The organism is Pseudomonas sp. BMW13 (assembly GCF_013357275.1).
GTDB lineage: Bacteria > Pseudomonadota > Gammaproteobacteria > Pseudomonadales > Pseudomonadaceae > Aquipseudomonas > Aquipseudomonas khazarica.
The window spans coordinates 93,169-120,143 of record NZ_SUKD01000015.1; the positions used below are offsets into that span (position 1 = coordinate 93,169).

The following is a 26,975-nucleotide window of genomic DNA, read 5'->3' on the forward strand; positions in this document are numbered from 1 at the left end:
TATGAATTCCCTCGACACGGTCGTGCCCATGCTGAAGCGCTTCGCACCCCTCGTGCCTGTTGCACTCACCCTGTTTCTCGCCGCCTGCGCGGGCCATGCGCCGCAGCCGCAGAGCGGCGAAACCTCGGCCCGGCCCGCCGCCCCTGTACAGGCTCAGCAGAGCGAGCCGGCAGAGGATGACGTCGCCGCACTGGTCGACGACAAACCCTATGAAATGCCGCAGTTGGCCGACAGCCTGCTCGATCTCGGGCGTTCGCTGATCGGCACCCGCTATCGCTACGGCGGCACCTCGGTGCAGTCCGGTTTCGATTGCAGCGGCTTCGTCGGCTACCTGTTCCGCGAAGAAGTGGGTCTGGAGCTGCCGCGCTCCACCCGCGAGCTGATCAAGCTGGATGCGCCCAAGGTGGCGCGTGCCGACCTGGAACCGGGTGACCTGATCCTGTTCAACAACCGGGGGCGTGGTCGCGTCAGCCATGCCGGCATCTACCTGGGCGATGACCAGTTCATCCATTCCAGCAGCAGCCGCAGCGGTGGCGTGCGCATCGACAGCCTGGACGACAGCTACTGGAAGCGCAGCTACATGGAGGCCAAGCGCGTGCTGGCGCTGGCTTCGACAGAAGACGAACAGGCCTCGGCCAAGGCCCATCCCTGAGGGGGCGGCGTAACCGCAGGGTTGCGCCACCACGCCCGAGGCGGCAGAGTAGAGCCTGTCCAGGCTCAGGATCGCCTCGCTCATGCCCGTCACGACCCGTGTTGCCCTCGTTTCCCTCGCGCTGCTGCTGAGTGCCTGCAGCAGCCACGCTCCCGCTCCCCAGCCCGTCTACATACCGCCAAGCGCTTCCTCGGCCTATCAGGGCGGAACCGAGGATGTCCTGTTTCGTGCGCTCGGCCTGGTCGGTACTCCTTACCGTTATGGCGGCAACACACCCGAGGGCGGCTTCGATTGCAGTGGCCTGATCGGCTATGTCTACCGCGACGCCGCCGGTATCAGCCTGCCTCGCTCGACGCGTGAGCTCAGTGCCATGCGCACCCCGGATGTCCGTCGTGATGCCCTGCAAAGTGGCGACCTGGTGTTCTTCGCCACCAGCGGCGGGCGCAGCGTCAGTCACGCCGGCATCTATGTCGGCGAGGGTCGCTTCGTGCATGCGCCGTCCAGCGGCGGCACCGTGCGCCTGGACAGCCTCGACAACGTCTACTGGCAGCGTGTCTATCTCGATGCCAAGCGGGTCATCACGCCGGAGCTGGCGCACAACCCCTGACCCCTGCCAATGGCCGATCCCATTCGTCTGCCGCCGCAGCCTGAAGCGTGCGAGCTTTGCGCTCGCCCTGTGGCCTTGACGCGCCATCATCTGATTCCCCGGGCGCTGCATGACAAGGCCTACGTACAGAAGCGCTATCCCCGGCATGAGCGCATCAGCGCCACGCTGTGGGTCTGTCGCGCCTGCCATAACCAGATTCACCGCCTGTTCAGCGAAAAGGAGCTGGCACTGACCTATAACACTCGGGAAGCGTTGCTGGGCGACGAGCGCTTGCGCACCTTCGTCGAGTGGTTGGCGCGCAAGCCGGCAGGCTTCACGCCCAGGCACTGAGCAGCTTCGGCGTTGACGCGCAGGGTGGCCAGCCTCTACTCTGCGCGCCTTGCTTCAGGTGCCCTGAATCGCCGCCAGCGGCGGTCGAGAGGGTGAAACAGGGAAGCCGGTTCCAATGCCGGCGCTGCCCCCGCAACGGTAGGTGAGTCGTACGCCGCCATAGGCCACTGTGCAGTGCACGGGAAGGCGCGGCGTTGAACCTTTGGTTCGCTCACGAGCCCGGAGACCGGCCTGTCGCAGTTTCACGGCATCGCGGAGGGCGTTGTCCGGCCAGCGCTCCGGTTGCACCGGGGCGTTCGTGTTTTCTGTCTTCCGCATGCCCGACCAGCCATTGGCGCCTGGATGGGACGTGCGCATCGTCGTCTCTTCTTCTGGTTGCCGTTCGCGCCGCGCACGACCTTGCCGGCGCGTGATGTACAGGAGCAGAGCATGAGCGAGTCCGTCGAACGTGATGAGCGCCACAAGGCGCGCATGCAGCGCAAGAAAGCCCTGATCGACGAGAAGATCGCCCAGGCCCAGGACGAGTACGGCCTGCTGCTGGTGCACAGCGGCAACGGCAAGGGCAAGAGCAGCAGCGCCTTCGGCATGGTCGCCCGGGCCCTCGGGCATGGCATCAGGGTCGGCGTGGTGCAGTTCATCAAGGGCGCAGCCAGCACCGGGGAGGAAAGCTTCTTCCGCCGTTTCCCCGAGGAAGTCAGCTACCACGTGATGGGCGAGGGGTTCACCTGGGAGACCCAGGACCGTCAGCGTGACATCGCCAAGGCGCAGGACGCCTGGAACGTGGCGCGGCGCCTGCTCGCCGACGAGTCCGTCGGCCTGGTGGTGCTGGACGAGCTGAACATCGCCCTCAAGCACGGTTATCTCGATCTGCCCACGGTACTGGCCGATATCGAAGCCCGGCCACTGCTGCAGCATGTGGTGGTGACGGGGCGGGGCGCCTTGCCGGAGATGATCGAGGCCGCCGATACGGTCACCGAGATGAACCTGGTCAAGCATGCGTTCAAGGCCGGGGTGAAGGCGCAGAAGGGCATCGAATTCTGATGAGCGCACGTCAATGTCCGGCGCTGTTGATCGCCGCGCCGGCCTCCGGTCAGGGCAAGACCACCGTCACCGCTGCGCTGGCGCGCCTGCATACGCGTCAGGGGCGGCGGGTGCGGGTGTTCAAGTGCGGCCCGGACTTCCTCGACCCGATGATCCATTCCCGTGCCAGCGGCGCGCCGGTGTACCAGCTCGACCTGGCCATGGTCGGCGAGGCCGAGAGTCGCCGCCTGTTGTGGCAGGCCGCTGGCGAGGCCGACCTGATCCTGATCGAAGGGGTGATGGGGCTGTTCGACGGCAAGCCCTCGGCGGCCGACCTGGCGCGTCACTTCGGCGTAGCGGTGCTGGCGGTGATCGATGGCGCCGCCATGGCGCAGACCTTCGGCGCGCTGGCCCATGGCCTGGCCACCTTCCAACCGGACCTGCCGTTTGCCGGCGTGCTCGGCAACCGCGTCGCCAGCACGCGCCACGGCGAAATCCTGCGTGATGCCCTGCCGGAGACGATCCGCTGGTTCGGTGCGTTGCCACGCAGCGCGGCGGTGGAGCTGCCCAGCCGCCACCTGGGGTTGGTGCAGGCGGCCGAACTGGCCGACCTAGATGCCCGGCTGGATGCCGCCGCCGATGCCCTGGCGGCCAGTGCCGACGTCGATCTGCCGCCGTCAGTGAGCTTCGCCGCACCAGTGATCGATGAGCCAGGCTCCCTGCTTGCCGGCGTGCGCATCGGCGTAGCGCGGGACGCGGCATTCGCCTTCCTCTACCAGGCCAACCTCGACCTGTTGCAGGCGCTGGGCGCCGAGCTGCACTACTTCTCGCCGCTCGCCGACAGCGCCTTGCCCGAGGTGGACAGCCTCTACCTGCCGGGTGGCTACCCCGAGCTGTACCTGGCCGAGCTGGAAGCCAACCAGGCCATGGCGGCGGCGATTCGCGCCCATCACCAGGCCGGCAAGCCGCTGCTCGCCGAATGCGGCGGCATGCTCTACCTGCTCGACGAGCTGCGTGACAAGCAGGGTGCCAGTGGCCGCATGCTCGGCCTGCTTGCCGGCAGCGCGACCCTGCAGCCGCGCCTGACCGCGCTGGCGTTGCAGGAAGTCGAGCTGGCGGAAGGCCTGCTGCGCGGCCACACCTACCACCACTCACGACTGGACAGCCCGCTCACGCCGCACGCGCAGGCGCGCTGCCCGAATGGCAAACCGGTGGCCGAGGCGGTCTATCGGCTCGGCCGGCTCACCGCCAGCTACATCCATTTCTACCTGCCATCCAATCCGGGGGCGGCCGCCGCGCTGTTGCGTCCATGAGCGATCACGCCTTCTCTGCGCTGGAGCGTGCGGCGGTGTACCGCGCCATTGGCGAGCGCCGTGACATGCGTCACTTTGCCGGTGGCCAGGTGCCGCCCGAGGTGCTGGCACGCCTGCTGGAGGCCGCGCACCATGCACCCAGCGTCGGCCTGATGCAGCCCTGGCGCTTCCTGCGCATCAGCGATCCGCAGCTGCGTCAGCAGGCGCATGAGCTGGTGGAGGCGGAGCGGGTGCGTACCGCCGAAGCCTTGGGCGAGCGCTCGGACGCGTTCATGCGCCTGAAGGTCGAGGGCATTCGTGACTGTGCCGAGCTGCTCGCGGTGGCGCTGATGGACGGCCGCGAGAAGCACATCTTCGGGCGGCGCACCTTGCCGGAGATGGACATGGCCTCGGTCGCCTGCGCCATTCAGAACCTGTGGCTGGCGGCACGCGCCGAGGGCCTGGGGCTGGGCTGGGTGTCGCTGTTCGATCCCGCTGCGCTGGCCGAGCTGCTGGGCATGCCCGCAGGCAGCAAGCCGGTCGCGCTGCTGTGCCTGGGACCGGTCGAGGCGTTCTATGAAAAGCCCATGCTGGTGGAGCAGGGCTGGGCGACGCCACGACCACTGACGGAGCTGTTGTTCGAGAACCGTTGGGGTGTCCGTGGTGACTGAGCGATGAGCCTGGCCCTGATCACCTGCGCGGGCGTTGCTCTGGATGCCGCCCTGGGCGAGCCACGCCGGGCGCATCCGCTGGTTGCCTTCGGGCGCCTGGCCAGCCGCCTCGAACAGCGTTTCAATCCGGCCGGCGGTGGCTGGCGCAGTCACGGTGTCACGGCCTGGTGCCTGGCGGTGCTGCCGTTGACACTGCTCACCTGGCTGCTGACCCAGGTGACCTCCCTGGTCTGGGCGGTGGATATCTTCGCGCTGTACTTCGCCCTCGGGCTGCGCAGCCTGTACGAGCATGCGCTGCCGGTGGCGCAGGCGCTGCGCCTGGGTAACCTGCCGCTCGCGCGTGAACGCGTGGGCTGGATGGTCAGCCGCAACACCGCCGCGCTGGATGCGACGGGCGTGGCGCGCGCCGGTACCGAATCGGTCCTGGAGAATGGTTCCGACGCAGTCTTCGCCGCCCTGTTCTGGTTCATCGTCGCGGGGGCGCCCGGCGTTGTGCTGTATCGCCTGAGCAATACGCTCGATGCCATGTGGGGCTATCGCAACGAGCGCTTCGAGCGTTTCGGCTGGGCCGCCGCGAAGATCGACGATGTCCTCAACTACATCCCGGCGCGCCTGGTGGCGCTGACCTATGCACTGCTCGGCAACGTGGCCCTGGCGCTGCGCTGCTGGCGTCGACAGGCGCCGATGTGGGACAGTCCCAATGCTGGCCCGGTGATGGCGTCGGGGGCCGGCAGCCTGGGCGTCAGCCTGGGTGGTGCGGCGGAGTATCACGGCGAGGTGCACGAGCGTCCACGACTGGGCGAGGGGCCGGCTCCGCGAGCGCGAGATATCGAGCGGGCGATGAATCGGGTCGTTGCCGGCGTAGCGCTGTGGCTGCTGTGCCTGACGCTGTGGGAGGTAGGGATTGCTTGAGCATGGTGGTCGGCTGCGCGCCGCGGCGCAGCGTTACGGGATTGCCCTGGAAGACTGGCTGGACCTGTCGACCGGTGTGGCGCCCTACGGCTGGGAGCTGCCCGCCGTGCCCGGTTCTGCCTGGGCGCGGCTGCCTGAGGTGAACGATGGCCTGGAGCAGGCGGCGCGCGACTACTACGGTGCCGCCAGCCTGCTGCCGGTGGCGGGGTCGCAGGCGGCGATCCAGGCCCTGCCGCGTCTGCGCAAGCCAGGCAATGTCGGCATTCTGGCCCCCACCTATGCCGAGCATGCGGCGGCCTGGCGACGCGAAGGGCATCGCATCACCAGGCTCAGCGAGGGTTCGGTGCACCGTGCTCTGCCGCAGCTCGATGTGCTGCTGCTGGTCAACCCGAACAACCCGACGGGGCGCCTGATCGAACCGGCGCGCCTGCTCGACTGGCATGACCAACTGGCCGAGCGCGGCGGCTGGCTGGTGGTCGACGAAGCCTTCATGGATTGCACCCCGCAGCACAGCCTGGCGGCATACAGCGACATGCCGGGGCTGATCCTGTTGCGCTCGTTCGGCAAGTTCTTCGGCCTGGCCGGCCTGCGCCTGGGGTTCGTGCTCGCGGCACAGGCGCTGCTGGACGAGCTGGAAAGCCTGCTCGGCCCCTGGGCGGTCAGCGGCCCGGCGCGCAGCGTGGCCCTGACGCTGCTCAACGACCATGAGGGCCAGCGCCGCCAGCGCGAACGCCTGCAGGTTGACGGCGAGCGCCTGGCCGCGTTGCTGCGCGATTGCGGCATGCCGCCAACCGGCGGCTCGGCGCTGTTCCAGTTCTGCTGCACGCGGCGGGCGGTGCCCTGTGCCGAGCTGCTGGCGCGGCGCGGCATCCTGGTGCGTCTGTTCGCCGAGCTGGACAGCCTGCGCTTCGGTCTGCCGGCGGACGAGTGTGGCTGGCAGCGCCTGGAGCAGGGCCTGCTGGAGTGCGCGCCGATGCTGGCCAATCTCGAGGAGACGCCCTGATGACCACGCTGATGGTGCAGGGCACCACGTCCGATGCCGGCAAGAGCACGCTGGTCACCGCCCTGTGCCGCTGGGCGCGGCGTCAGGGCGTCGCCGTGGTGCCGTTCAAGCCGCAGAACATGGCGCTCAACTCGGCGGTGACCGCCGACGGTGGCGAGATCGGCCGGGCGCAGGCCGTGCAGGCCCAGGCCGCCGGGTTGGCGCCGCATACCGACATGAATCCGGTGTTGCTCAAGCCCAACAGCGACATGGGCGCCCAGGTGATCATCCACGGGCGTGCCATCGGCAACATGCAGGCGCTGAGCTACCACGGCTACAAGCCAGTGGCCATGGCGGCGGTACTGGAGTCCCACGCGCGGCTGGCCGAGGGCTACCGACTGGTACTGGTCGAGGGCGCCGGCTCGCCGGCGGAAATCAACCTGCGTGCCGGCGACATCGCCAACATGGGCTTCGCCGAAGCGGTGGATTGCCCGGTGATCCTCATCGCCGATATCGACAAGGGCGGCGTGTTCGCCCATCTGGTCGGCACCCTGGAGCTGCTCAGTGCCAGCGAGAAGGCGCGGGTCAAGGGCTTCGTGATCAATCGTTTCCGTGGCGACATCGCCTTGCTCAAGCCGGGGCTGGACTGGCTGGAGCAGCGCACCGGCAAACCGGTGCTCGGCGTGCTGCCGTACCTGATGGACTTCCACCTGGAAGCCGAGGACGCCGTCGACACCCGCCAGCAGCGCAAGGACGAACAGGCCCTGCGCGTCGTGGTGCCGGTGCTGCCGCGCATCAGCAATCACACCGATTTCGATCCGTTGCGCCTGCATCCGCAGGTGCAGCTGAGCTTCGTCGGGCCGGGGCAGGCGATACCGCCGGCCGACCTGATCATCCTGCCCGGCTCCAAGAGCGTGCGCGCCGATCTGGCGCGGTTGCGCGAGCAGGGTTGGGATGCGGCCATCGCCCGGCACCTGCGCTACGGCGGCAAGCTGCTGGGCATCTGCGGCGGGTTGCAGATGCTCGGCCGGCAGATCCATGACCCGCATGGCCTCGAGGGCGCCGCTGGCAGCAGCGGCGGCCTTGCCCTGCTGGATTTCGAGACGCTGCTGGAGCCGGAGAAACAGCTGCGCAACGTACGTGGCCAGCTGTGCCTGGAGCAGGCCGAGGTCAGCGGTTACGAAATCCATGCCGGGGTCAGCCGGGGGCCGGGACTCAACGGCGCCGTGCGGCTCGAGGACGGGCGCGACGACGGGGGCCTGAGTGCCGATGGACAAGTCCTCGGCACCTACCTGCATGGCCTGTTCGAACAGCCGGCGGCATTCGCGGCGCTGTTGCGCTGGGCCGGCCTGCGCGAGGTGCAGCACGTGGATTACCAGGCCCTGCGCGAGCGTGACATCGAACGCCTGGCCGACCAGGTGGAGCAGCACCTGGATACTGCCAGGCTCAGGGCATTGTGCGGCCTGGAGTAGGGCCGCGCGGCAGAGCTATTGAACGGTGCGCAGCGCGCACCTTACGGAGTGGAAATGCTTGAACTGATCCTCGGCGGCGCCCGGTCCGGCAAGAGCCGCCTGGCCGAGAAACTGGCCGACGAGTCGGGCCTGGAGGTGGTCTACGTCGCCACCAGCCAGGCGCTCGATGGCGAGATGACGGCGCGCGTCGCCGAGCACCGGGCGCGTCGGCCTGGGCACTGGGCCCTGGTCGAGGAGCCGCTGGCGCTGGCCCGCGTGCTGCGCGAGCAGGCGGCGCCGAATCGTTGCCTGCTGGTGGATTGCCTGACGCTGTGGCTGACCAACCTGCTGCTGCTCGAGGATACGCAGCGGCTGACGGCCGAGCGCGAGGCGCTGCTGGCCTGCGTCGGGCAGTTGCCTGGGCGCATCCTGCTGGTCAGCAACGAAAGCGGATTGGGGGTGGTGCCGCTGGGTGAGCTGACCCGCCGTTATGTCGATGAGGCCGGCTGGTTGCATCAGGCGTTGGCCGAGCGCAGCCAGCGCGTGGTCTTCACCGTGGCTGGCCTGCCCATGGTTCTGAAGGGGGAAGCGCTATGAGTCTGCACTGGTGGCAGGGGCCTTGTCAGCCCAGTGATCGGGTTGCGCGAAGCAAGGCCGAAGCACGGCAACAGCAATTGACCAAGCCCACGGGCTCGCTGGGTCGGCTGGAACACATCGCCATTCATCTGGCCGCGTTGCAGGGCCGCGAGCGGCCGGGCCTGGAAAAACTGTGGATCGCCATCTTCGCCGGCGACCATGGCGTGGTGGCAGAAGGGGTTTCCGCCTATCCGCAGGCGGTGACCGGGCAGATGCTGGCCAACTTCGTCGGCGGCGGCGCAGCGATCAGCGTGCTGGCGCGTGAGCTGGACGCGGCGCTGGAGGTGATCGACCTGGGCACCGCCGAGCCGCTGACGCAATTGCCGGGCGTGCGCCACCTGCATGTCGGCGCCGGCACGCAGAACTTCGCGCGTGAACCGGCGATGACCCTGGCCCAGGCGCTGATCTGCCTGGAGGCCGGCCGAGACAGCATCGAGCGTGCGCGCAGCGCCGGCTGCGACCTGTTCGTCGGTGGCGAGATGGGCATCGGCAACACCACGGCGGCGGCGGCGCTGGCCTGCTGGCTGCTGGAGTGCCCGGCGAGCGAACTGGCCGGCCCCGGTACCGGGCTGGACCCTGCCGGTGTGGCGCACAAGGCGCGGGTCATCGATGCGGCGCTGGCGCTGCATCGGCAGCGACTCGACGGGCCGCTGGAGGCCCTGCTGCACCTCGGCGGTTTCGAGATCGCTGCGCTGGTCGGTGCCTATGTCGCGGCGGCGCAGCAGGGCGTGGTGGTACTGGTCGACGGTTTCATCTGCAGCGTCGCAGCCCTGCTGGCGGTGCGCCTGAATCCGGGGTGCCGTGACTGGCTGCTGTTCGCCCACCATGGCGCCGAGCCGGGGCATGTGCGTGTGCTGCAGGCACTGGGCGCCGAGCCCCTGCTGGAGCTGGGCCTGCGTCTCGGCGAGGGCAGTGGTGCAGCGCTGGCGGTGCCGCTGCTGCGCATGGCCTGCGCGCTGCATGGCCAGATGGCCACCTTCGCCGAGGCGGCCGTGGCGGAGAAACCGGCCTGATGCTGTACCTGGAACTGTTGCGCCACGGCGAGACCGAACAGGGCGGCGGGCTGCGTGGCAGCCTCGACGATGCCCTGACCGAGCAGGGCTGGGCGCAGTTGCGCAGGTCCGTGCAGGACGCGGGCCCCTGGGATCGCCTGATCAGTTCGCCGCTGCAACGCTGTGCGCGTTTCGCCGAAGAGCTGGCGGCGGCCCGGGCGCTGCCGTTGGACTACGAGCGCGACCTGCAGGAGCTGCACTTCGGCGACTGGGAAGGGCGCAGTGCCGCCGAGCTGATGCACAGCGACGCCGAGGCTCTCGGGCAGTTCTGGGCCGACCCCTATGCCTTCACGCCGCCCAATGGTGAACCCCTGTCGCGCTTCGAGGCGCGGGTGCTGGGCAGCCTGCAGCGCCTGGCGCAGGCGCATGACGGTCAGCGCCTGCTGCTGGTGACCCACGGCGGGGTGATGCGCCTGCTGCTGGCGCAGGCGCGTGGCCTGCCCAGAAAGGACCTGCTGCAGGTCAACGTCGGCTATGCCGAGCGTTTCCGCCTGCGCCTCGCTGCCGATGGCCAGTGGCTGGAGTTGCCATGAGCGCATTCCTGATCGCGCTGCAGTTCCTGACCCGCCTGCCGGTCAGCCTTCCCGGCATGCCGACGCCCGCGCAGGTGGGGCGCTCGCTGCTCTGGTATCCACTGGTGGGGCTGCTCCTCGGCGTGTTGCTGTGGGGCGCGCACCTGCTGCTGGGGCAGACCTCGATGGCGTTGCAGGCTGCGATCATTCTGGCCCTTTGGGTCGGCCTCAGTGGCGGGCTGCACCTGGACGGCCTGGCCGATACCGCTGACGCCTGGGTGGGTGGTTTCGGCGACCGCGAGCGGACCCTGGCGATCATGAAGGACCCGCGCAGCGGACCGATTGCCGTGGTCGTGCTGGTGCTGCTGCTGTTGCTCAAGTACGCCGCGCTGCTGACGCTGTTGCAGGCCGGGCAGGGCGCCTGCCTGATTCTGCTGCCCTGGCTGGGGCGCAGCCTGCTGCCGCTGCTGCTGGTGACCACGCCCTACGTGCGCGCCGGCGGCCTGGGGCAGGCGCTGGTCGAGCATGCACCGCGCCGGCAACTGCCCTGGGTGCTGGCCGTGCATCTGCTGCTGATGCTGGCATTCGGCTGGCCGGCGCTGCTTGCCTTGACCAGCGCCCTGCTGCTGTTCGCCTGGACGCGTCGCGCGTTGCTGCGTCGCCTGGGCGGCACGACGGGGGACACCGCCGGCGCACTGGTCGAGCTGGCCGAGTGCGGCATGCTGCTGGTCCTCGCGTTGAGCCTCTGAGCGCAACTGTTATGCCGACACGCCCTGTAACTGTATGAGTGCGAATCGGTGATGCGGGTATATACCTGTATCCATGTTGCCGACCTCTTGCCTCTGTACCCAATTACGCCGCGCCAGTCGCGGCGTGACCCGCCGCTATGACGACGCACTCGCTGCCGTCGGCCTGGGCGCCGCACAGTTTTCCCTGCTGCGGCATGTCCAGCGCCTCGGCCAGCCGAGCATTTCCGCATTGGCCGAGGCCATGGGGCTGGACCGCAGCACCCTGGGGCGCAACCTGCGGGTGCTCGAGGAGCAGGCGTTGCTGCAACTGAGCGAGGCGCGCGATCTGCGTGCCCGTGAGGTCAGCCTCACCGATGCCGGAGAGCGACGCATCGCCCAGGCGCTGCCGCTCTGGGAGCAGGTGCAGCAGGAGTTGAACCTGCAGCTGGGTGAGGGCCGGCGTGCCGAACTGATGCAACTGCTGGAAGCCCTGGCCTGAGGGTCGACTGATTTTTACTGCCCATGCGGCCACTGACGGCCGCTCGCTGGAGATAACAATGACAACTGCATGGCGTTCTTCCACCTGGCTGTTGCTCGGCGCATCGCTGATTCTCGCGTTGTCGCTCGGCACCCGGCATGGCTTCGGCCTGTTCCTGCCGCCGATGAGCGCCGAGTTCGGCTGGGGACGTGAAGTGTTCGCCTTCGCCATCGCCCTGCAGAACCTGATCTGGGGCCTGGCGCAGCCGATCACCGGGGCGCTGGCCGATCGCTTTGGGGCACGCAAGGCCGTAGTCATCGGCGGTGTGCTGTACATGCTCGGGCTGATATTCATGGGCATGGCCGATTCGCCGCTGAGCCTGTCGCTCAGCGCCGGCCTGCTGATCGGTATCGGCCTGTCCGGCACCTCGTTCTCGGTGATTCTCGGCGTGGTGGGCCGCGCCGTACCGGTGGAAAAACGCAGCATGGCCATGGGCATTGCCGCCGCGGCCGGCTCCTTCGGCCAGTTCGCCATGCTGCCGGGCTCCCTGGGCTTGATCGGCTGGCTGGGCTGGTCGTCCGCCCTGCTGGCGCTGGGGCTGCTGGTGGCGTTGATGATTCCGCTGGCGGCCATGATCCGGGAGACCCCGCCGCCGGCCAGCAATGGTCCGGAGCAGACGCTGGTCGAGGCGCTGCGTGAAGCCACCAGCCACTCCGGCTTCTGGCTGCTGGCACTGGGCTTCTTCGTCTGCGGCTTCCAGGTGGTGTTCGTCGCCGTGCACCTGCCGGCCTATCTGGTGGATCACGGCCTGCCGGCGCTGACTGGCACCACCGTGCTGGCCCTGGTCGGGCTGTTCAACATCTTCGGTACCTACATCGCCGGCTGGCTCGGCGGGCGCATGGCCAAGCCGCGTCTGCTCAGTGCCCTGTACCTGCTGCGCGGCGTGGTCATCAGCCTGTTCCTGGTGGCACCGCTGACGCAGTGGAGCGCCTACCTGTTCGGCATCGCGATGGGCCTGCTGTGGCTGTCGACAGTGCCGCTGACCAACGGCACCGTGGCGACGCTGTTCGGTGTGCGCAACCTGTCGATGCTGGGCGGTATCGTCTTCCTGTTCCACCAGATCGGCTCGTTCCTGGGCGGCTGGCTGGGGGGCTATCTGTACGACCATACCGGCAGCTACGACCTGGTCTGGCAGATTTCCATCGGCCTGAGCGTGATGGCTGCCGCGCTGAACTGGCCGGTGCGCGAGGTGCCGGTGGCCCGCCTGCAGGCGGTGCCGGCGTGAGCAGCAAGGTCACGCTCTGCGCGGCCGTGGCTCTGGGCCTGGGGGCGCTCCTGGCCCTGGCCTGGTGGGGCTGGCGCCAGGGTGGCCTGGCCCTGCTGCAACTGGGCGTCGGCATCTGCTAGTTGCCTGAGGCGTGGCCTGCGAGTAGCGTGAGCGGATCGCATCATCGTCCGAGATTCCTGCCATGTCACTGCGTCACATCGCCTGTTCCCTGCTGCTCTCCAGCCTCGCGCTGCCCCTGCTGGCCGCCGAATGCCCGGCGCTGCTGCAGGGCGAACTGCCCAAGCTGCGCAGCAAGGGCGCCAGCGTCGATCTCTGCCAGTTCGCCGGCAAGCCACTGGTGGTGGTCAACACCGCCAGCTTCTGCGGTTTCACGCCGCAGTTCAAAGGTCTCGAAGCGCTGTACCAGCGTTACCAGGACCAGGGCCTGGAAGTGCTCGGCGTGCCCTCCGATGACTTCCGCCAGGAGTCGGACGATAGCGCGGAAACCGCCACCGTCTGCTACGTCAACTACGGCGTCACCTTCACCATGACCGAACCGCAGCCGGTGTCCGGTGATGACGCCATCGCCCTGTTCAAGGGCCTCGCCGAGCAGAGCCGGCAGCCACGCTGGAACTTCTTCAAGTACGTGGTCGACCGTCAGGGCAAGGTGGTGGCAAGTTTCTCCAGCCTGACCAAGCCGGATGATCCCGAGCTGATCGCCGCCGTGGAAAAGGCCATCGCCTCGCAACCCTGAGCCCACTCTTCGCTGTACGGCCCTTCACCCATCTGGGCGATGGGCCGCATCCGCTCGCCTGCCTAGACTGGCCAGGCGCCGGACGCAGTTCCCCGGCGTGCCCACAAGAACAATAAGGAGGCACCCATGCGTCGCGTCTATACCGCTGCCATCGCCACCCTCGCTCTGCTCGGCGCCGTCGAGGCCCAGGCGGGCGACTACACCAGGACCAGGTACCCGATCGTGCTGGTGCACGGCGTGACCGGCTTCAACACCATCGGCGGCCTGGTCAACTACTTCCACACCATCCCCTGGAACCTCGAACGTGACGGTGCCCGGGTCTATGTCGCCAGCGTCGCCGCGTTCAACGACAGCGAGCAACGTGGCGCCGAGCTGGCGCGGCAGATCGTGCCCTGGGCGGCGGCCGGTGGTGGCAAGGTCAACCTGATCGGCCACAGCCAGGGCTCGCCGACCTCACGGGTGGCGGCGTCGCTGCGCCCGGACCTGGTGGCGTCGGTCACCTCGGTCAACGGGGTCAACAAGGGCTCCAAGGTGGCCGATGTGGTGCGTGGCGTGATCCCGCCTGGCAGCGGCATCGAAGGTGGCGCCAATGCCATCGCCAACGCGCTGGGCGCCCTGATCAACCTGCTCTCCGGCTCGAGCAACCCGCAGAGCGGTATCGACGCCCTGGCCACGCTGACCACGGCCGGGACCAACGCGCTCAATGCGCGCCATCCCTGGGGCGTGAACAGCAGCAGCTACTGCGCCAAGTCCAGTGAGGTGCAGAACGTTCGTGGCCACAGCATCCGCTACTACTCGTGGACGGGGAACTCGGCCTACACCAACGTGTTCGACGCGGCCGACCCGTTCCTGGCGTTCACCGGCCTGGTCTTCGGCAGCGAGAAGAACGACGGCCTGGTCGGCGTCTGCTCGACCTACCTGGGGCAGGTGATCGGCGACAGCTACAACATGAATCACGTCGACGCGATCAACCACCTGTTCGGGATTCGCGGCTGGACCGAACCGGTGTCGCTGTATCGCCAGCACGCCAACCGCCTGAAGAACAAGGGCGTCTGATCCTGAAGAGTGCGGCGGGGCCTGGCCCCGCCGCAGCGAGGCGACATGTCCAGATTCCTCGGTTTTTCCCTGGCTGCCGTGCTCCTGGCCGGCGGCCTCACGTTCTACTGGCGCTGGCCCGCCCCGTTGCCGCCAGCAACACCTGCCGCGCGCGCTGAGCCCGGCGCTGTGCCGGTGCAGTCGCCTGAGGTGCCGGTGGCGCCCGCGCGGGGTTCCGGCATGGCCCAGGCACCTGCCGCCACGGCGCTGCCGAGCCTGGCCGGCACCACGGTGGATGGTCAGCTGCGCAGCGACGCGGCCGGCAACCTGGTGCTGGACCTGGCCGTGCGCGATTACTTCGACTACTTCCTCAGTGCCGTCGACCAGTCCGGTCTCGATGCGGTGATCGAGGTGCTGCTGGCCGACGCCGGCGCTCGCCTGGAGGAACCGGCCCTCGGTCAGCTGATCGGCCTGCTGGGTGACTACCTGGACTACAAGCGCGCCAGCATGGCGTTGCTGCAGCAGCCGCTGGAGAGCAGGCAGCAAGCCGATCCGCAGGCGCAGTTGCAGGTGCTGCAGGCGGCCCTCGCTCAGCTCGACGAGCTGCGCCGCGGCCATTTTTCCGCGGCGGCGCAGGAGGCGCTGTTCGGTGCGGAGCAGGCCTACGCCCGCTACACTCTGGACAGCCTGGCCCTGCAGCAGCGCGACGACCTCGACGCCGGGCAGCGTGCGCAACTGCTCGAGCAGTTGCGCGAGCGCCTGCCGACGGCGCTGCGCGAGAGCGAACAGCGCCAGCAACTGGCGTTGCAGCAGCTGCAGCACAGCGAGCAGCTGTGGCGCGATGGGGCGGACGAGCAACAGGTGCGCGAGTTCCTGGCGATGACCTATGATCCGGATACCGTGCAGCGCCTGCTGGCCGAGCAGCGTCGCGAGCGTGACTGGCAGCAGCGCTACCAGGCCTACCGCAGCGAACTGGCTGGCCTGCAGGGCCAGGGGCTGAGTGCGACGGATGGCAAGCAACTGCAGCGCCAGTTGCGTGAGCGGCTGTTCGCCAGTGAAGACCGATACCGTGTGGAAACCTATGACGCCATCGCCGCCAAACAGCTGGAGTCGCCGGGCGCGCCCTGAGGAGCGCCTGCGTTGAGCGAGCAGCAGCTGCTGGCCCAGCAGCGCCGTGGCTATCGTTCGCTGCGCTTCGTCGCACCGCTGGAGGCGGGCTTCGCCGAACACCGGGTGCAGCGCATTCGCCGGCGCCTGCCGCTGATCGCCGCCACTGCCGCGCTGTTCCAGGTGATCTATGCGCTGCTGGACTTCCTGCTCATGCCGCTGTCGGTCAGCCTGTCGGTCCTGCCGTTGCGGGTGCTGGCGCTGACGGCGGTCCTGCTGTCGTTTCTCTACTGCCGTCGTGCCGCTGCGCCACTCGCCCGGGTGCCGCCGGTCTATGCGGCGGCTTACTGGGTCAATGGCGTCAGCGTCGCGCTGATCGTGCACCTGTGCTGGCTGCAGGGCGTGGCGATGCCCTATGACGGGCTGTTTCTCATCCTGCTGTTCGGCTATGCACTGCTGGGGCTGTCGTTTCGCGCGATCAGCCTGTACAGCTGGAGCTTCTGCCTGCTGTTCGTCGGCCTTGGCGCGGTGTTCGGCGAAAGCGGTGGCGCACTGGCCTATCAGGGGCTGTTCCTGTTCTGCGCCAACCTGATCGGTACGGTCGGCGCCTACATGCAGGAACATGGCCAGCGCGGTGCCTGGCTCAACCTGCGTCTGCTGGATCTGGCGCGCCAGCGGGCAGAGGCCGATGACGCACGCAAGCTGCGGCTGCTGGCGGCGGCCAGTCACGATCTACGCCAGCCACTCAATGCCATGGGCCTGTATGCCGAACACCTGGTGGAGCAGGGCGGTGACCAGCAGACCCGGCGCATCAGTGCGCGCCTGGCCGCATCGGTGGAGCAGCTCGGGCGCCTGCTGCAGTCGTTGCTCGACTACACCCGGCTGACCTTGCCAGGTGGTGTGCAGGCGCGGCCACATGCCTTCGCGCTGCGCCCGCTGCTCGAACGTCTGCTCGCCGAGGTGGCCCCGGAGGCACGCCAGCAGGGGCTGCAACTCGATCTGCAGTGCGCTGAGCTGGGGGTGTGCAGTGACCCGCTGCTGCTGGAACGCCTGCTGCGCAACCTGCTCAACAACGCGCTGCTGCACGCGCAGGCCCGGCACCTGCAGGTGACCGCACGGGCTGACGGCGATGCCGTGGCGCTGCAGATAGCGGACGATGGTCGGGGCCTGAGCGAGGCCGAGCAGGCGCTGGTGTTCGAAGAGTTTCGTCAGCTGGACAACCCCGGGCGCAACGCCGAGCGCGGGCTGGGGCTTGGCCTGGCGATCGTCAGGCAGCTGGCGCAGGTACTGGATCACCCGCTGCGCCTGGATTCACGGCCTGGCGCTGGGGCGCGTTTCGTTCTGCGCCTGCCGCTTGCCGGGATCCCGCTGCCGGTCGCGCGCGGTGAGGGGACGACGGCGTTGCGCGGGCGGGTCCTGCTGCTCGAGGACGACGCCACCGGGCGCGAGGCGCTGGCCGGCCTGCTGCGCCGCTGGGGCTGCGAGGTACAGGCCTGTGCCGACCTGACGACGGCGTTGCAGGCGGCAAGCCGGGAAGTGCCGCATCTGGTGATCAGCGACTACCGCCTTGGCGGCGGGGAGGATGGCTTGCAGGCCATCGAGCGCTTGCGCGAGGCGGCCGGGCAGATGCTGCCGGCCTTGCTGATCAGCGCCGACCTGAGCCCCGAGCTGCATGAGCGCTGCCTGCCGGCGCATGTCATGCCACTGGCCAAGCCGCTGCTGCCGGCTCGCCTGCGTCAGGTGCTGGCGACCCAGTTGCAGGTGCGCCAGGCCGTCAGCTGATCACAGCCAGCCGCGCTGCCGGGCGGCGCTGACGCAGGCGGTACGGGTGTGCACGGCGAAGGTTTCGAACAGCGTCTTGAGGTGGGTCTTCACCGTGTCTTCGGCCAGCCCCAGCTGGCGGCTGATGGCCTTGTTCGGCAGGCCTTCGGCCAGCAGCTGGAGGATTTCCAGCTGGCGCGGGGTGAGCGGAGAGGCATTGCTCGGCGCCGGCAGCGTTTCACCGAGCAGAACGCGCGTCACCGCCTGGCGCAGGGCGTTGCCGTCGGCACTCTTGGGAATGAAACCGAGGGCGCCGGCGGCCAGGGCGGCCTGGGCATCCAGTGACGAGTCGCTGGCACTGAGGATGGCCACCGGTGTGCTTTCGCCTCGAGACAGCCAGCGCTGCAACAGCTCCAGGCCCGGCTCGTCAGGCAGGCGCAGGTCGAGCAGGATCAGGTCGTATGCATGCTGGCGCAGGCACTGTTCCGCCTCCGCGGCGCTGTGCGCAGTGTGGATCAGCAGGTTCTGGCTGAGGGGCGACAGGGCCAGGGACAGGCCGTCGAGGAAGATGCAGTGGTCGTCGACCAGCAATAGGCGGAGGTGTTCGGGCAGGGTGGTGCAGAGGGCAGTCATGATGTACTCACGCGGCTTTTCTTGTTGTTCTGCCGCGTGAGTGTAGCCAATGCCGGGCGTCGATTAGAAGCGGTAGCTGAGCGATGCCCCCAGGCCGTGAGCGCTGTTCTTGTAGCGCGCGCTGTAGCTGCCGCGGGTCGAGCTCTGGTGGTTCACGTCCACCGTCTCTTCCTGCAGGTAGGAATAGGCCACGTCGATGGTCATGTCCTGGGTCGGGCTCCAGCCGGCGCCAAGGCTGAAGATGGTGCGGTCGCCGGACGGCACGCGCGGCGAGCGGTCGGTGTTGTTGATCGGCGACTGGTCGACGGCGATACCGGTGCGCAGCGTCCATTGCGGGCTGACCCGGTACGACAGGCCGATCGCGTGGGCCCAGGTGTCGTGCCAGTTCTGCTCCTCGACGATGGTGGAGAGGTTCGCCGGCAGCGTGGCGGCATCGTTCTCCACACGGATTTCCTTGAAGCGGCTCCAACGCGTCCAGGTACTGCCCAGGTGCAGCGTCAGGGCGTCGGTGAGGTCATGGGTGATCGACAGGTCCACCGACTCGGGCGTGGTCAGGTCAAGGCTGGCGTCGTACTTGCCGGACAGCCCGGCCAGCGCGCCGCTGGCGGAGACCCGGGTGTCGCCTTCCAGCTCGTACTTCACGCGCGAGTGATAGGTCAGGCCGGCGCGGGTGCGCGGGCTGAACTCGTAGAGCACGCCGGCATTGAAGCCGACGGCGGTATCGTCGCCCTTGACCCTCACCTCGCCATCGTTGCGGCCGGGGCTCAGCGGGTTGAGCAGGGAAGAGCTGAGTTCGCCTTCGATATGGTTGAAGGTCGGGCCGAAACCGACCGACAGCTGGTCGTTGAAGCGATAGCTCAGCGTCGGCTGGATGGTGATCACGCGCACGTAGCTCTTGTTGGCGTAGTAGCGCCCCTGGAAGCCGTTCTCGTAGTCGGTCATCAGGCCGAAGGGCGCATAGATGCCGAGGCCGAATGCGACCTTGTCGTCCAGTGGCTTGACGAAGTAACCCATGGGTACGCCGGTGGTCGGCACCATGTCGCCGTCGTTGCTGCCCGACAGGGAGAGCGGGCCGGCGCTGGCGCTGGCATGGCTGATATCGGTCTTGGCATGAATGGCTGCGGCGCCGAAGTACACCTCGCTGCGCTTGAGGCGCGACATGCCGGCCGGGTTGCCGAATACGGTGCTGGCGTCATCGGCGGACGACGAGCGCCCTGCGAACGAGGTGCCCATACCGGAAATGCTTTGCTCGTTGAGGGTGAAGCCACTGGCGAAGCCATGGCTCGACGTGGCGGTGATGGCGACGGCCAGGCCTGTCTTGAGAAGGCGTTTGCTCACGGGGGGAAGCTCCTGTGGTGGGGCGAGGGGGGCGCACGCTACAGTTTTTCCTGACCTGTGCCAAGGCGCTTAAGTTCCCGAAATAGAGCGTATTGTCGGACAATTGTCTGAATTTTGCGCAGATATGGGCGCAATGCTTTCATGTCCGATCGGTCAGGCTACCTGGCTGACCTGGTCGATGTGCCGGTGCCAGGCATCGAGAAAGTCGGTCTGGCGCCCGCAGGGCTGGAACACCTTGCACCAGATCCGCCCCAGGGCGGGGACGTCGTCGGCCGCCGGCAGCTCCAGTTGCTCGGCTTCCACCAGCAGCCAGGCGATGGCCGTGGCGTAGCGCAGGTTGACCGTCAGTTCCAGGTGCGGGGCTTCGAGGAAGGCGTGCTGGCTGGCCAGGCCGCGTACCCGGCTGGCCAGCTCCGGGTCACGGGCCAGGTGCTGGTCCCAGAGCGCCAGGTGGCGTTGCTCGCTGATGCGATAGAGACCATGACCGTGCGGGGTATCGAGTGCGCTGCCGAGGTCCGACTGACAGGCCGCGGCACCCAGCAGCAGGGCTTCGGCCGTTGCGCTGTGACGTTGCAGGTAGAGCAGGGTAGGGCGGATCACATGCTGGCTGAGGTCGCAGGCGGCTATTCCCATGGCATCCTCGCGAAAGGTGCCGGTGGGGCCGGGCGCGTGGCAGCTGTTCTAGTGGCTCTTCGATAAAGGCCCCACCGGGAGCGGGGTTAGCCGCTCATTTTCAAGTCTAGTGCGATATTTCAGCCGTAAAGGGCTGTTTTTAAATTGATTCCGGATTTCAGTTATTGGGCATATTTCCTTTGGTGCTTAGCGCCATTGCTCAGTCGCCGGTGGCGATCGGATTCGCCGGATTGGTGATCCACTCGCTCCAGGAGCCGGCATACAGCGCAGCCAGCGGGTAGCCGGCGAGGCTCATGGCGAACAGGTTGTGGCAGGCGGTGACGCCGGAACCGCAGTAGGCCACCAGGTCGTCCAGCGGGCGCTCGCCGCGCAGCGCGTCGAAGCGTTCGCGCAGCGCCGCGGCGGGCAGGAAGCGGCCATCGGCCCCGAGGTTGTCGGTGAAGGCCGCGCACTGGGCCCGTGGAATGTGCCCGGCAACCGGGTCGAGCGGCTCGACTTCACCGCGAAAGCGCGGCAGCGCGCGGGCATCGAGCAGGGTCAGGTCGGGACTGTCCAGGCGTGCCGCCAGTTGTTCGGCGCTCAGCAGCAAGCTGCTGTCGGGTTGCGCGGGGAAATCGCCGGGGGTGCTGTCCGGCTGCGCCGTGGTCAGCTCGAAGCCGGCCTCGCGCCAGGCCTTGAGACCGCCATCGAGCAGGTACAGGTGATCGCGCTTGCCGAGCCAGAGCAGCAGCCACCAGGCGCGTGCGGCGTAGGCACCGGGGCCATCGTCATACAGCACCACCTGGCTGTCGCTGCGCAGGCCACAGGCGCGCAGGCGTTCGACCAGGGTGCTGGGGTCCGGCAGCGGATGGCGACCGGTGACGCCCTTGACCACCGGTGCGGACAGGTCCTGCTCCAGGTCGACGAAATGCGCCTCGGGCAGATGCCCGTCGAGGTAGCTGCGGCGCCCGTAGCTCGGGTCTTCGAGGGCGAAGCGGCAGTCCAGGAGCAGCAGGTTCTCCTGGTCCAGACGTTGGCGAAGCTGTTGTGCGCTGATCAGTTGAGCGAGTGGCATGGAGCCTCCGGTGTCGTGTACGCGTTTGCCGGCATCATACCGCCTGGCCAATCCGGCGCACGCAGTTCGATGCCCCGCCAGGAAGGAGCCATTTCATGCCGGGCCTGCAACCCATCGCGCAAGGCGCGAACCTGCTCCGTCACGCCGCCTTGTGAGCCTTCGGGCAAAAATAGTGCAACCTGATGTGTATTTTTGGTGCGTATCAGGGCGCTGCAGGCCTCTGTAAACCAGCGATTCATTGCCGTTTCATGTCGCCGTGCACCTGAAAGTTTCATCAAGGCGACATTTTGATCTGTTTTGGTGCCTTTTCGCCTGATAGAGTGCCGGCCACTTTGTCTGCGTGGCGTCGAGGTGCCGCATGTCGTTGTCCGTCGATTCTTTCCTGGCGCGCCTGAAGCAGCGCGATCCTGATCAGCCAGAATTCCATCAGGCGGTGGAGGAGGTGGTGCGCAGCCTGTGGCCCTTCCTCGAAGCCAACCCGCGTTATCGCGATGCCGGCATTCTCGAGCGCATGGTCGAGCCGGAGCGGGCCATCCTGTTCCGTGTGCCCTGGGTGGATGATCGCGGCCAGGTGCAGGTCAATCGCGGCTTCCGCATCCAGATGAGCAGCGCCATCGGGCCCTACAAGGGTGGCCTGCGCTTTCACCCTTCGGTGAACCTCGGCGTGCTCAAGTTCCTCGCGTTCGAGCAGGTGTTCAAGAACTCCCTGACCTCGCTGCCCATGGGCGGCGGCAAGGGCGGTGCGGACTTCGACCCCAAGGGCCGCAGCGAAGGCGAGGTGATGCGCTTCTGCCAGTCGTTCATGAGCGAGCTGTACCGCCACATCGGCGCCGACCTGGATGTGCCGGCCGGTGACATCGGTGTCGGCGCTCGTGAGATCGGCTATCTGTTCGGCCAGTACAAGCGTCTCTCCAACCAGTTCAGCTCGGTGCTGACGGGCAAGGGCCTGAGCTACGGCGGCAGCCTGATCCGCCCGGAGGCCACGGGCTATGGCTGCGTGTACTTCGCCCAGGAGATGCTCAAGCGCGTCGGGCAGGGTTTCGCCGACAAGCGGGTGGCCATCTCCGGCTCCGGCAACGTCGCCCAGTACGCGGCGCAGAAAGTCATGGACCTGGGCGGTCGGGTCATTTCGCTGTCCGATTCCGAGGGCACGCTGTATGCCGAGGCCGGCCTGAGCGCCGAGCAGTGGCACTACCTGATGGAGCTGAAGAACGTGCGTCGCGGTCGGCTGCGCGAGATGGCCGAGCACTATGGTCTGCAGTTCCTCGCGGGGCAGCGCCCATGGAACCTGGCGTGCGACATCGCGCTGCCCTGTGCGACGCAGAACGAGCTGAACGGCACGGATGCCCGTGCGCTGCTGGGCAACGGCTGCATCTGCGTGGCCGAAGGCGCCAACATGCCCTCGACCCTGGAGGCCGTGGACCTGTTCGTCGAGGCCGGCATCTGCTACGCGCCGGGCAAGGCCTCCAACGCCGGCGGCGTGGCCACCAGCGGCCTGGAAATGAGCCAGAACGCCATGCGCCTGCACTGGAGTGCCGGTGAGGTGGACGAGCGCCTGCACGGCATCATGCAGAACATCCACCACGCCTGCGTGCACCACGGCGAGGAGAATGGCCGGATCAACTACGTCAAGGGCGCCAATGTCGCCGGCTTCGTCAAGGTCGCCGACGCCATGCTGGCGCAGGGTGTGGTCTGAGCGACCCTCGCTGCAGATGACGTTGCTGTGTCGGGCGGGCGATTCAGGCATGCTGCCTGCCTTATCGCTCGTCACGCAGGTTTGCGCTCCGCATGAAACGCTTCGTTTTGCTCGACACCGCTCCGATCCCGGGTACGGACGGTGCATTGAACCTGTTCGAATACGGGGACGATTTCGTCATCAAGATTGCCGGCGGTGATGGCGGGCAACTGATGAGTACACGCATGCACGGCTCGGAAGATGCCCTGGCCGCGATTCCCTGCAAGCAGATTGCCGGGCGCCCGCAGGCGCGGGTGCTGATTGGCGGCCTGGGCATGGGGTTTACCCTGGCCTCGGCTCTGCAGCACCTGGGGGCTGACGCCGAGGTCGAGGTCGCCGAGCTGGTGCCGGGAGTGGTCGAGTGGAACCGTGGCGCGCTGGGCGCGAAAGCCGGTCATCCGCTGCGCGACCCGCGTGCGCTGATCATTCAGGAGGACGTCGCCAAGGTGCTGCAGGCTGCCGAGCAACGCTACGACGCGATCATGCTGGATGTCGACAACGGCCCGGAAGGGCTGACCCAGAAGGGCAATGACTGGCTGTACAGCATGCCCGGACTGCATCAGTGCGCCAGGGCGCTGCGCCCCGGGGGCATGCTGGCGGTGTGGTCGTCCAGCGCTGACCGGGCCTTCTCGGAGAGGGTGCGCAAGGCGGGCTTCAAGGGGGAGGCGGTGCAGGTCTATGCCCACGGCAATCGCGGCACGCGGCACACCATCTGGATCGCCCGGAAGGTCTGAACAAGCGGCCGGTGCCTGCAACGGGCAGGGCCGCTGCGTCGCTCAGTGAAGCGGCAGCTTGCCGATGCGGTCGTTGTCCAGGCTGCCGAAGTACAGGTAGTCACCCACCGGTTTCACCGACGTGACCATGCGCAGGTGCGTGCCGCTGGTGTCATGCAGGCTGCGGACGATCTTGCCGTTCTCGTCGAGGGCGATGGCGAAGCCATAGGGAATCGCCTTCGGCCACAGTGCGCGCGGCAGCTTGGCCAGTTGCGCCTTGAGCCAGGGGTGGCGATGGAGGAAGTCGGCGTCCGCCTTGCGCGGCGTCGGCAGGGCCACCCAGAAGGTGCCCTTGCGGTCGCCTTGCAGGTTGTCCGGCAGGCCCGGCAGGTTGTCGATGAACACCTCATGCTGACCGGCCCGCTCGCCCTTGAGCCAGTAACGGGTGATGCGATAGCGATAGGTTTCGTTGACCAGCACGAAGTCCTCGTTGGCCGACAGCGCCACGCCGTTGGCGAAGTACAGGCCATCGAGCAGCACGCGGGTCTCGCCGGTGCTCGGGTCATAGCTGAGCAGGCGTCCATGCGGGCGTGCTTCGAGCAGGTCGAGCAGGTAGTCCGGTTGCTGGAAGCGCGATGAGGCGTCGCTGAAGTAGATGATGCCGTCGCTGGCGATGTCCAGGTCGTCGGTGAAGGCGAAGGGCAGGCCGTCGGCCTCTGTGCTCAGCACCTCGATGCGGCCCTGCGGATCGATGCGCAGCAGGCCCTTGTAGGCATCCGCGAGGATCAGGTTGCCGGCGGCATCGAAGTCCATGCCCAGCGGGCGGCCTCCGGTATCGGCGAAGGTTTCCACGCTGTCGTCGGCCAGCACGCGGACGACGCGGCCATCATGCAGGCCTGCGTACACCCGGCCCTGCGCATCGACTGCGGTGTCCTCCGGGCCGTGGATCTGACCGCGCGCCAGCAGCTCGGCTTTCATCAGGGTGTCGTTGGGTTCCAGCACAGCGGTCATCGGTGGTGCCTCGGGCGCTTCCCAGGGCAGGGGGTCGATGGGGCTGGGCGTGAGCGCCAGGTAGAGCGCTGCCGCGAGCAACAGCAGGACGGGCAGGGCGAGCAGTTTCTTCAGCATTGTTGTTCTTCCGTGTCGGAGGGCGATGCGCGGCACAGATTACACAGATCGAGCCTCCGGCGGCAGCTCGCTGCCCGTCGAGTGGCCAGGCCATATATACTGCGCGCCATTGTTCATGGGAGAGCCGCGTGGCTAACGACATACACTGGATTCTCGACGACGCCAGCCTGGCCGAGCACTGCGCCGTCTGGCAGACGCTGCCCTTCGTTGCGCTGGACACCGAGTTCATGCGCGTCGACACCTTCTATCCCATCGCCGGGCTGCTGCAGGTCAGCGGCGGCGACGGCGCCTACCTGATCGACCCGCTGCGCATCAGCGACTGGGCGCCATTCGCCGCGCTGCTCGAAGCGCCCAGCGTGGTCAAGGTGCTGCATTCGTGCAGCGAGGACCTGGAGGTGTTCCTGCGCCTGACCGGCAGCCTGCCGGCGCCGCTGTTCGACACGCAACTGGCGGCCGGTTACCTCAACCTCGGTTTCTCCATGGGCTATTCACGCCTGGTCCTGGCCTTGCTCGACATCGAGCTGCCCAAGGGCGAGACCCGTTCCGACTGGTTGCAGCGGCCGCTGTCGGCGTTGCAGGTGCGCTATGCCGCCGAGGATGTGCTGCATCTGGTGGAGGTATACCGCGCCCTGTCCGCCCGCCTGGCGCCGCAGAAGGTCGAGTGGGTTCTGGAGGACGGTGCCGAACTGGTGGGCAACCTGCACCGCGAAGTCGATCCGGAAGACGCCTGGCGCGATGCCAAGCTGGCCTGGAAGCTTTCCCGTCAGCAGCAGGCGGTGCTGCGCGCCCTGTGTGCCTGGCGCGAGCGGCAGGCGCGTGCGCGCAACCAGCCGCGCAACCGGGTGCTGCGCGAGCATTCGCTGTGGCCGCTGGCGCGTACGCAGCCAGACAACCTGGTCGCCCTGGCGCGCATCGAGGACATGCACCCGAAGACCGTGCGTCAGGATGGTGAAACCCTGCTGCAGCTGATCCGCGATGCGGCGGCACTGCCGCCCGAGCAATGGCCCGAGGCGTTGCCCGAGCCGCTGCCGATCGAGGCCTCGGCACTGCTGAAGAAACTGCGCGCCGTCGGCCAGCGCGAGGGCGAGCGCCTGGATATCGTGCCGGAGCTGATGCTGCGCAAGAAAACCCTGGAAGCCCTGCTGAAAACGGGTTTCCCCAACGGTCCGTACCAACTGCCCGATTCCCTGCGCGGCTGGCGCCGGGAGTTGATGGGCCAGGCGCTGCTCGACTGCCTGGCCAGCGAAGGAGAATCCGCGTGAAACGCATCTGCTCGATCTACAAAAGCCCGCGCAAGAACGAGATGTACCTCTACGTGCTCAAGGCCGATGCCCTGACCCGCGTGCCCGAAGGTCTGCTCGCCGTGTTCGGCCCGCCCGCGCATGCCTTCGACCTGGTGCTCAGCCCCGAGCGTCAGCTGGCGCGCGAGGACATCGCCCAGGTGCTGGAGAACCTCGAGAAGCAGGGCTATCACCTGCAGATGCCGCCGCCCGAAGAGGATTACATCCAGCACCTGCCCGATGAGCTGCTGTGCCGTAACGATCCGGTCTGAGTCATGCGCCTGCTGATCGCCGAAGACAAGCACGCGCTGTATGCCGAGCAGGTCCGCAGTGCGTACCCCGATCTGCAGCTGGTGGCGAGCGCCGAGCCGGCGCGCTTGCGCGAGGCCGCCGGGCAGTGCGAAGTCTGGCTGGGCCAGCCGGACCTGCTCACGCCGCTGCTGCGCGAGGGTTTGCGCCCGCACTGGTTGCAGTCGACCTGGGCCGGCATCACGCCGCTGCTGGCGACCGACCTGCCACGTGATTACCGCCTGACCCGCGCCGTCGGCATCTTCGGCCAGGTCATGGCCGAGTACGTGCTCGGGCACATGCTGGCGCATGAGCGCCGCTTGTTCGCCCGGCTGGCGGCGCAGGTCGCGCAGCAGTGGGACAACGGCCAGCCACGCAGCCTGCGCGGGCGCCGGGTGCTGGTGGTCGGCTGCGGTGACATCGGCCAGGCCGTGGCCGAGTTCCTCGCGCCGTTCGGCGTGGAGCTGCGTGGCCTGGCCAGTCAGGCGCGCGAGCAGACACCCTTCCTCGAGGTGGCGGCGCTGGACGAGCTGCCCCGCTTGAGCGCCTGGGCCGACTACGTGGTCAATCTGCTGCCGGACACGCCCGCGACCCGTGACCTCTACGACGCCTCGCTGTTCGCCCGTTTCCGCCCGCAGGCGCTGCTGATCAACGCCGGGCGCGGCACGGCGGTGGTCGATGCCGACCTGGTGGCCGCGCTGGAACGGCAGCAGCTGGCGGGGGCGGTGATCGACGTGTGCCGCGAGGAGCCCTTGCCGGCCGGGCATCCGTTCTGGGCGGCACCGCGCCTGTTGCTGACCGGGCACAGTTCGGCACCGACCGACCCGTTGCTGATGAGCGCGCTGTTCCTCGACAACCTGTCGCGCTGGCAGGCCGCAGCGCCCCTGCGCGGTGAGGTGGACTTCAGTCGCGGCTATTGACCTGCC

At 67.9% G+C, this 26,975-nt stretch carries 31 protein-coding genes and 1 riboswitch; of the genes, 25 read left to right on the plus strand and 6 right to left on the minus strand.

Features of this window, described 5'->3' with window-relative positions:
- Positions 1–28: 28 nt before the first annotated feature.
- The 20 genes from E4487_RS13075 (at position 29) to E4487_RS13165 (ending at position 17,268) form a co-directional block, all read left to right on the plus strand.
- Positions 29–652: a C40 family peptidase gene (locus tag E4487_RS13075; RefSeq protein WP_175253558.1), complete on the plus strand. Its 624-nt coding sequence runs from the start codon at positions 29–31 to the stop codon at positions 650–652.
- Between the two features lie 82 nt (positions 653–734).
- Positions 735–1,259 (plus strand): C40 family peptidase, encoded by a 525-nt coding sequence (locus E4487_RS13080; RefSeq protein WP_150609100.1) that lies wholly within the window; start codon positions 735–737, stop codon positions 1,257–1,259.
- A 9-nt stretch (positions 1,260–1,268) separates the two neighbouring features.
- Complete coding sequence (locus E4487_RS13085; RefSeq protein WP_037053569.1) at positions 1,269–1,589, plus strand: hypothetical protein; 321 nt, start codon at positions 1,269–1,271, stop codon at positions 1,587–1,589.
- Between the two features lie 39 nt (positions 1,590–1,628).
- A riboswitch (cobalamin riboswitch) is annotated at positions 1,629–1,839 on the plus strand.
- Between the two features lie 179 nt (positions 1,840–2,018).
- On the plus strand, positions 2,019–2,630 hold the full coding sequence (gene cobO, locus E4487_RS13090) for a cob(I)yrinic acid a,c-diamide adenosyltransferase (RefSeq protein ID WP_047592834.1): 612 nt from the start codon (positions 2,019–2,021) through the stop codon (positions 2,628–2,630).
- Positions 2,630–3,922, plus strand: a complete 1,293-nt coding sequence (locus E4487_RS13095) for a cobyrinate a,c-diamide synthase (RefSeq protein ID WP_175253559.1) — start codon at positions 2,630–2,632, stop codon at positions 3,920–3,922. The genes cobO and E4487_RS13095 overlap by 1 nt, the downstream gene beginning before the upstream one ends.
- A complete protein-coding gene (bluB, locus tag E4487_RS13100; protein ID WP_175253560.1) occupies positions 3,919–4,572 on the plus strand; it encodes a 5,6-dimethylbenzimidazole synthase in 654 nt (217 codons plus the stop codon). The genes E4487_RS13095 and bluB overlap by 4 nt, the downstream gene beginning before the upstream one ends.
- A 3-nt stretch (positions 4,573–4,575) precedes the next feature.
- Positions 4,576–5,484 (plus strand): adenosylcobinamide-phosphate synthase CbiB, encoded by a 909-nt coding sequence (gene cbiB / locus E4487_RS13105; protein WP_175253561.1) that lies wholly within the window; start codon positions 4,576–4,578, stop codon positions 5,482–5,484.
- Positions 5,477–6,487 carry a threonine-phosphate decarboxylase CobD gene (gene cobD, locus E4487_RS13110; protein ID WP_150609114.1) on the plus strand — a complete coding sequence of 337 codons (1,011 nt, stop codon included), beginning with the start codon at positions 5,477–5,479 and terminating at the stop codon, positions 6,485–6,487. Before cbiB ends, cobD begins: the two co-directional genes overlap by 8 nt.
- Entirely contained in the window at positions 6,487–7,938 is a 1,452-nt protein-coding gene (locus E4487_RS13115) for a cobyric acid synthase (protein ID WP_175253562.1), read from the plus strand. Before cobD ends, E4487_RS13115 begins: the two co-directional genes overlap by 1 nt.
- A gap of 54 nt (positions 7,939–7,992) precedes the next feature.
- The gene (cobU, locus tag E4487_RS13120; RefSeq protein WP_150609118.1) at positions 7,993–8,514 is read left to right on the plus strand and encodes a bifunctional adenosylcobinamide kinase/adenosylcobinamide-phosphate guanylyltransferase; all 522 of its coding nucleotides are present in this window, start codon (positions 7,993–7,995) and stop codon (positions 8,512–8,514) included.
- Positions 8,511–9,566, plus strand: a complete 1,056-nt coding sequence (cobT, locus tag E4487_RS13125; RefSeq protein ID WP_175253563.1) for a nicotinate-nucleotide--dimethylbenzimidazole phosphoribosyltransferase — start codon at positions 8,511–8,513, stop codon at positions 9,564–9,566. Before cobU ends, cobT begins: the two co-directional genes overlap by 4 nt.
- A complete protein-coding gene (locus tag E4487_RS13130) occupies positions 9,566–10,138 on the plus strand; it encodes a histidine phosphatase family protein (protein WP_175253564.1) in 573 nt (190 codons plus the stop codon). Before cobT ends, E4487_RS13130 begins: the two co-directional genes overlap by 1 nt.
- The gene (locus E4487_RS13135; RefSeq protein ID WP_175253565.1) at positions 10,135–10,866 is read left to right on the plus strand and encodes an adenosylcobinamide-GDP ribazoletransferase; all 732 of its coding nucleotides are present in this window, start codon (positions 10,135–10,137) and stop codon (positions 10,864–10,866) included. The genes E4487_RS13130 and E4487_RS13135 overlap by 4 nt, the downstream gene beginning before the upstream one ends.
- A gap of 73 nt (positions 10,867–10,939) precedes the next feature.
- The gene (locus E4487_RS13140) at positions 10,940–11,344 is read left to right on the plus strand and encodes a MarR family winged helix-turn-helix transcriptional regulator (RefSeq protein WP_037053548.1); all 405 of its coding nucleotides are present in this window, start codon (positions 10,940–10,942) and stop codon (positions 11,342–11,344) included.
- Between the two features lie 58 nt (positions 11,345–11,402).
- A complete protein-coding gene (locus E4487_RS13145; protein WP_037053546.1) occupies positions 11,403–12,608 on the plus strand; it encodes an MFS transporter in 1,206 nt (401 codons plus the stop codon).
- Positions 12,605–12,730, plus strand: a complete 126-nt coding sequence (locus tag E4487_RS24545; protein WP_256663111.1) for a hypothetical protein — start codon at positions 12,605–12,607, stop codon at positions 12,728–12,730. The genes E4487_RS13145 and E4487_RS24545 overlap by 4 nt, the downstream gene beginning before the upstream one ends.
- Before the next feature lie 62 nt (positions 12,731–12,792).
- Complete coding sequence (locus E4487_RS13150) at positions 12,793–13,344, plus strand: glutathione peroxidase (protein ID WP_037053543.1); 552 nt, start codon at positions 12,793–12,795, stop codon at positions 13,342–13,344.
- A gap of 126 nt (positions 13,345–13,470) precedes the next feature.
- The gene (locus E4487_RS13155; protein ID WP_037053541.1) at positions 13,471–14,400 is read left to right on the plus strand and encodes a triacylglycerol lipase; all 930 of its coding nucleotides are present in this window, start codon (positions 13,471–13,473) and stop codon (positions 14,398–14,400) included.
- A gap of 45 nt (positions 14,401–14,445) precedes the next feature.
- Entirely contained in the window at positions 14,446–15,507 is a 1,062-nt protein-coding gene (locus E4487_RS13160; RefSeq protein ID WP_175253566.1) for a lipase secretion chaperone, read from the plus strand.
- A gap of 12 nt (positions 15,508–15,519) precedes the next feature.
- Complete coding sequence (locus tag E4487_RS13165; RefSeq protein WP_175253567.1) at positions 15,520–17,268, plus strand: hybrid sensor histidine kinase/response regulator; 1,749 nt, start codon at positions 15,520–15,522, stop codon at positions 17,266–17,268.
- Here the strand turns inward: E4487_RS13165 and E4487_RS13170 are convergent, their stop codons facing one another.
- From E4487_RS13170 to E4487_RS13190, 5 genes are all read right to left on the minus strand, one after another.
- Entirely contained in the window at positions 17,269–17,880 is a 612-nt protein-coding gene (locus tag E4487_RS13170) for a response regulator (protein WP_175253568.1), read from the minus strand.
- A 63-nt stretch (positions 17,881–17,943) separates the two neighbouring features.
- Positions 17,944–19,218 carry an OmpP1/FadL family transporter gene (locus E4487_RS13175; RefSeq protein WP_037053532.1) on the minus strand — a complete coding sequence of 425 codons (1,275 nt, stop codon included), beginning with the start codon at positions 19,216–19,218 and terminating at the stop codon, positions 17,944–17,946.
- Between the two features lie 153 nt (positions 19,219–19,371).
- Positions 19,372–19,851, minus strand: a complete 480-nt coding sequence (locus tag E4487_RS13180) for a hypothetical protein (protein WP_037053528.1) — start codon at positions 19,849–19,851, stop codon at positions 19,372–19,374.
- 199 nt (positions 19,852–20,050) lie between these two features.
- Positions 20,051–20,905 carry a sulfurtransferase gene (locus E4487_RS13185; protein WP_175253569.1) on the minus strand — a complete coding sequence of 285 codons (855 nt, stop codon included), beginning with the start codon at positions 20,903–20,905 and terminating at the stop codon, positions 20,051–20,053.
- Positions 20,887–21,144: a hypothetical protein gene (locus tag E4487_RS13190; protein WP_175253570.1), complete on the minus strand. Its 258-nt coding sequence runs from the start codon at positions 21,142–21,144 to the stop codon at positions 20,887–20,889. Before E4487_RS13190 ends, E4487_RS13185 begins: the two co-directional genes overlap by 19 nt.
- 119 nt (positions 21,145–21,263) lie before the next feature.
- On the opposite strand from E4487_RS13190, the gene gdhA reads away from it, so the two are divergent.
- Together gdhA and E4487_RS13200 are read left to right on the plus strand one after the other, a co-directional pair.
- Positions 21,264–22,601: an NADP-specific glutamate dehydrogenase gene (gdhA, locus tag E4487_RS13195; protein WP_037053524.1), complete on the plus strand. Its 1,338-nt coding sequence runs from the start codon at positions 21,264–21,266 to the stop codon at positions 22,599–22,601.
- Positions 22,602–22,693: 92 nt separating this feature from the next.
- On the plus strand, positions 22,694–23,374 hold the full coding sequence (locus E4487_RS13200; protein WP_175253571.1) for a spermidine synthase: 681 nt from the start codon (positions 22,694–22,696) through the stop codon (positions 23,372–23,374).
- A 42-nt stretch (positions 23,375–23,416) separates the two neighbouring features.
- Here the strand turns inward: E4487_RS13200 and E4487_RS13205 are convergent, their stop codons facing one another.
- Positions 23,417–24,478: an SMP-30/gluconolactonase/LRE family protein gene (locus E4487_RS13205; protein WP_175253593.1), complete on the minus strand. Its 1,062-nt coding sequence runs from the start codon at positions 24,476–24,478 to the stop codon at positions 23,417–23,419.
- 131 nt (positions 24,479–24,609) lie between these two features.
- Between E4487_RS13205 and rnd the strand changes: the two genes are divergently transcribed.
- The 3 genes from rnd to E4487_RS13220 are packed head-to-tail and all read left to right on the plus strand — an operon-like array spanning position 24,610 to position 26,969.
- Positions 24,610–25,743: a ribonuclease D gene (gene rnd, locus E4487_RS13210; protein ID WP_134677964.1), complete on the plus strand. Its 1,134-nt coding sequence runs from the start codon at positions 24,610–24,612 to the stop codon at positions 25,741–25,743.
- On the plus strand, positions 25,740–26,033 hold the full coding sequence (locus tag E4487_RS13215; protein ID WP_047589720.1) for a YcgL domain-containing protein: 294 nt from the start codon (positions 25,740–25,742) through the stop codon (positions 26,031–26,033). The genes rnd and E4487_RS13215 overlap by 4 nt, the downstream gene beginning before the upstream one ends.
- 3 nt (positions 26,034–26,036) lie before the next feature.
- Complete coding sequence (locus tag E4487_RS13220; RefSeq protein WP_175253572.1) at positions 26,037–26,969, plus strand: D-2-hydroxyacid dehydrogenase; 933 nt, start codon at positions 26,037–26,039, stop codon at positions 26,967–26,969.
- The last annotated feature ends 6 nt before the right edge of the window (positions 26,970–26,975 follow it).

Bases quoted from the DNA above. Each gene is read 5' to 3' on its own strand.
- E4487_RS13075 (WP_175253558.1), top strand. From the start codon at position 29: ATGCTGAAGCGCTTCGCACCCCTCGTGCCTGTTGCACTCACCCTGTTT.
- E4487_RS13080 (WP_150609100.1), top strand. From the start codon at position 735: ATGCCCGTCACGACCCGTGTTGCCCTCGTTTCCCTCGCGCTGCTGCTG.
- E4487_RS13085 (WP_037053569.1), top strand. From the start codon at position 1,269: ATGGCCGATCCCATTCGTCTGCCGCCGCAGCCTGAAGCGTGCGAGCTT.
- cobO (WP_047592834.1), top strand. From the start codon at position 2,019: ATGAGCGAGTCCGTCGAACGTGATGAGCGCCACAAGGCGCGCATGCAG.
- E4487_RS13095 (WP_175253559.1), top strand. From the start codon at position 2,630: ATGAGCGCACGTCAATGTCCGGCGCTGTTGATCGCCGCGCCGGCCTCC.
- bluB (WP_175253560.1), top strand. From the start codon at position 3,919: ATGAGCGATCACGCCTTCTCTGCGCTGGAGCGTGCGGCGGTGTACCGC.
- cbiB (WP_175253561.1), top strand. From the start codon at position 4,576: ATGAGCCTGGCCCTGATCACCTGCGCGGGCGTTGCTCTGGATGCCGCC.
- E4487_RS13115 (WP_175253562.1), top strand. From the start codon at position 6,487: ATGACCACGCTGATGGTGCAGGGCACCACGTCCGATGCCGGCAAGAGC.
- cobU (WP_150609118.1), top strand. From the start codon at position 7,993: ATGCTTGAACTGATCCTCGGCGGCGCCCGGTCCGGCAAGAGCCGCCTG.
- cobT (WP_175253563.1), top strand. From the start codon at position 8,511: ATGAGTCTGCACTGGTGGCAGGGGCCTTGTCAGCCCAGTGATCGGGTT.
- E4487_RS13130 (WP_175253564.1), top strand. From the start codon at position 9,566: ATGCTGTACCTGGAACTGTTGCGCCACGGCGAGACCGAACAGGGCGGC.
- E4487_RS13135 (WP_175253565.1), top strand. From the start codon at position 10,135: ATGAGCGCATTCCTGATCGCGCTGCAGTTCCTGACCCGCCTGCCGGTC.
- E4487_RS13140 (WP_037053548.1), top strand. From the start codon at position 10,940: ATGTTGCCGACCTCTTGCCTCTGTACCCAATTACGCCGCGCCAGTCGC.
- E4487_RS13145 (WP_037053546.1), top strand. From the start codon at position 11,403: ATGACAACTGCATGGCGTTCTTCCACCTGGCTGTTGCTCGGCGCATCG.
- E4487_RS13150 (WP_037053543.1), top strand. From the start codon at position 12,793: ATGTCACTGCGTCACATCGCCTGTTCCCTGCTGCTCTCCAGCCTCGCG.
- E4487_RS13155 (WP_037053541.1), top strand. From the start codon at position 13,471: ATGCGTCGCGTCTATACCGCTGCCATCGCCACCCTCGCTCTGCTCGGC.
- E4487_RS13160 (WP_175253566.1), top strand. From the start codon at position 14,446: ATGTCCAGATTCCTCGGTTTTTCCCTGGCTGCCGTGCTCCTGGCCGGC.
- E4487_RS13170 (WP_175253568.1), bottom strand. From the start codon at position 17,880: ATGACTGCCCTCTGCACCACCCTGCCCGAACACCTCCGCCTATTGCTG.
- E4487_RS13180 (WP_037053528.1), bottom strand. From the start codon at position 19,851: ATGGGAATAGCCGCCTGCGACCTCAGCCAGCATGTGATCCGCCCTACC.
- E4487_RS13185 (WP_175253569.1), bottom strand. From the start codon at position 20,905: ATGCCACTCGCTCAACTGATCAGCGCACAACAGCTTCGCCAACGTCTG.
- E4487_RS13190 (WP_175253570.1), bottom strand. From the start codon at position 21,144: ATGAATCGCTGGTTTACAGAGGCCTGCAGCGCCCTGATACGCACCAAA.
- gdhA (WP_037053524.1), top strand. From the start codon at position 21,264: ATGTCGTTGTCCGTCGATTCTTTCCTGGCGCGCCTGAAGCAGCGCGAT.
- E4487_RS13200 (WP_175253571.1), top strand. From the start codon at position 22,694: ATGAAACGCTTCGTTTTGCTCGACACCGCTCCGATCCCGGGTACGGAC.
- E4487_RS13220 (WP_175253572.1), top strand. From the start codon at position 26,037: ATGCGCCTGCTGATCGCCGAAGACAAGCACGCGCTGTATGCCGAGCAG.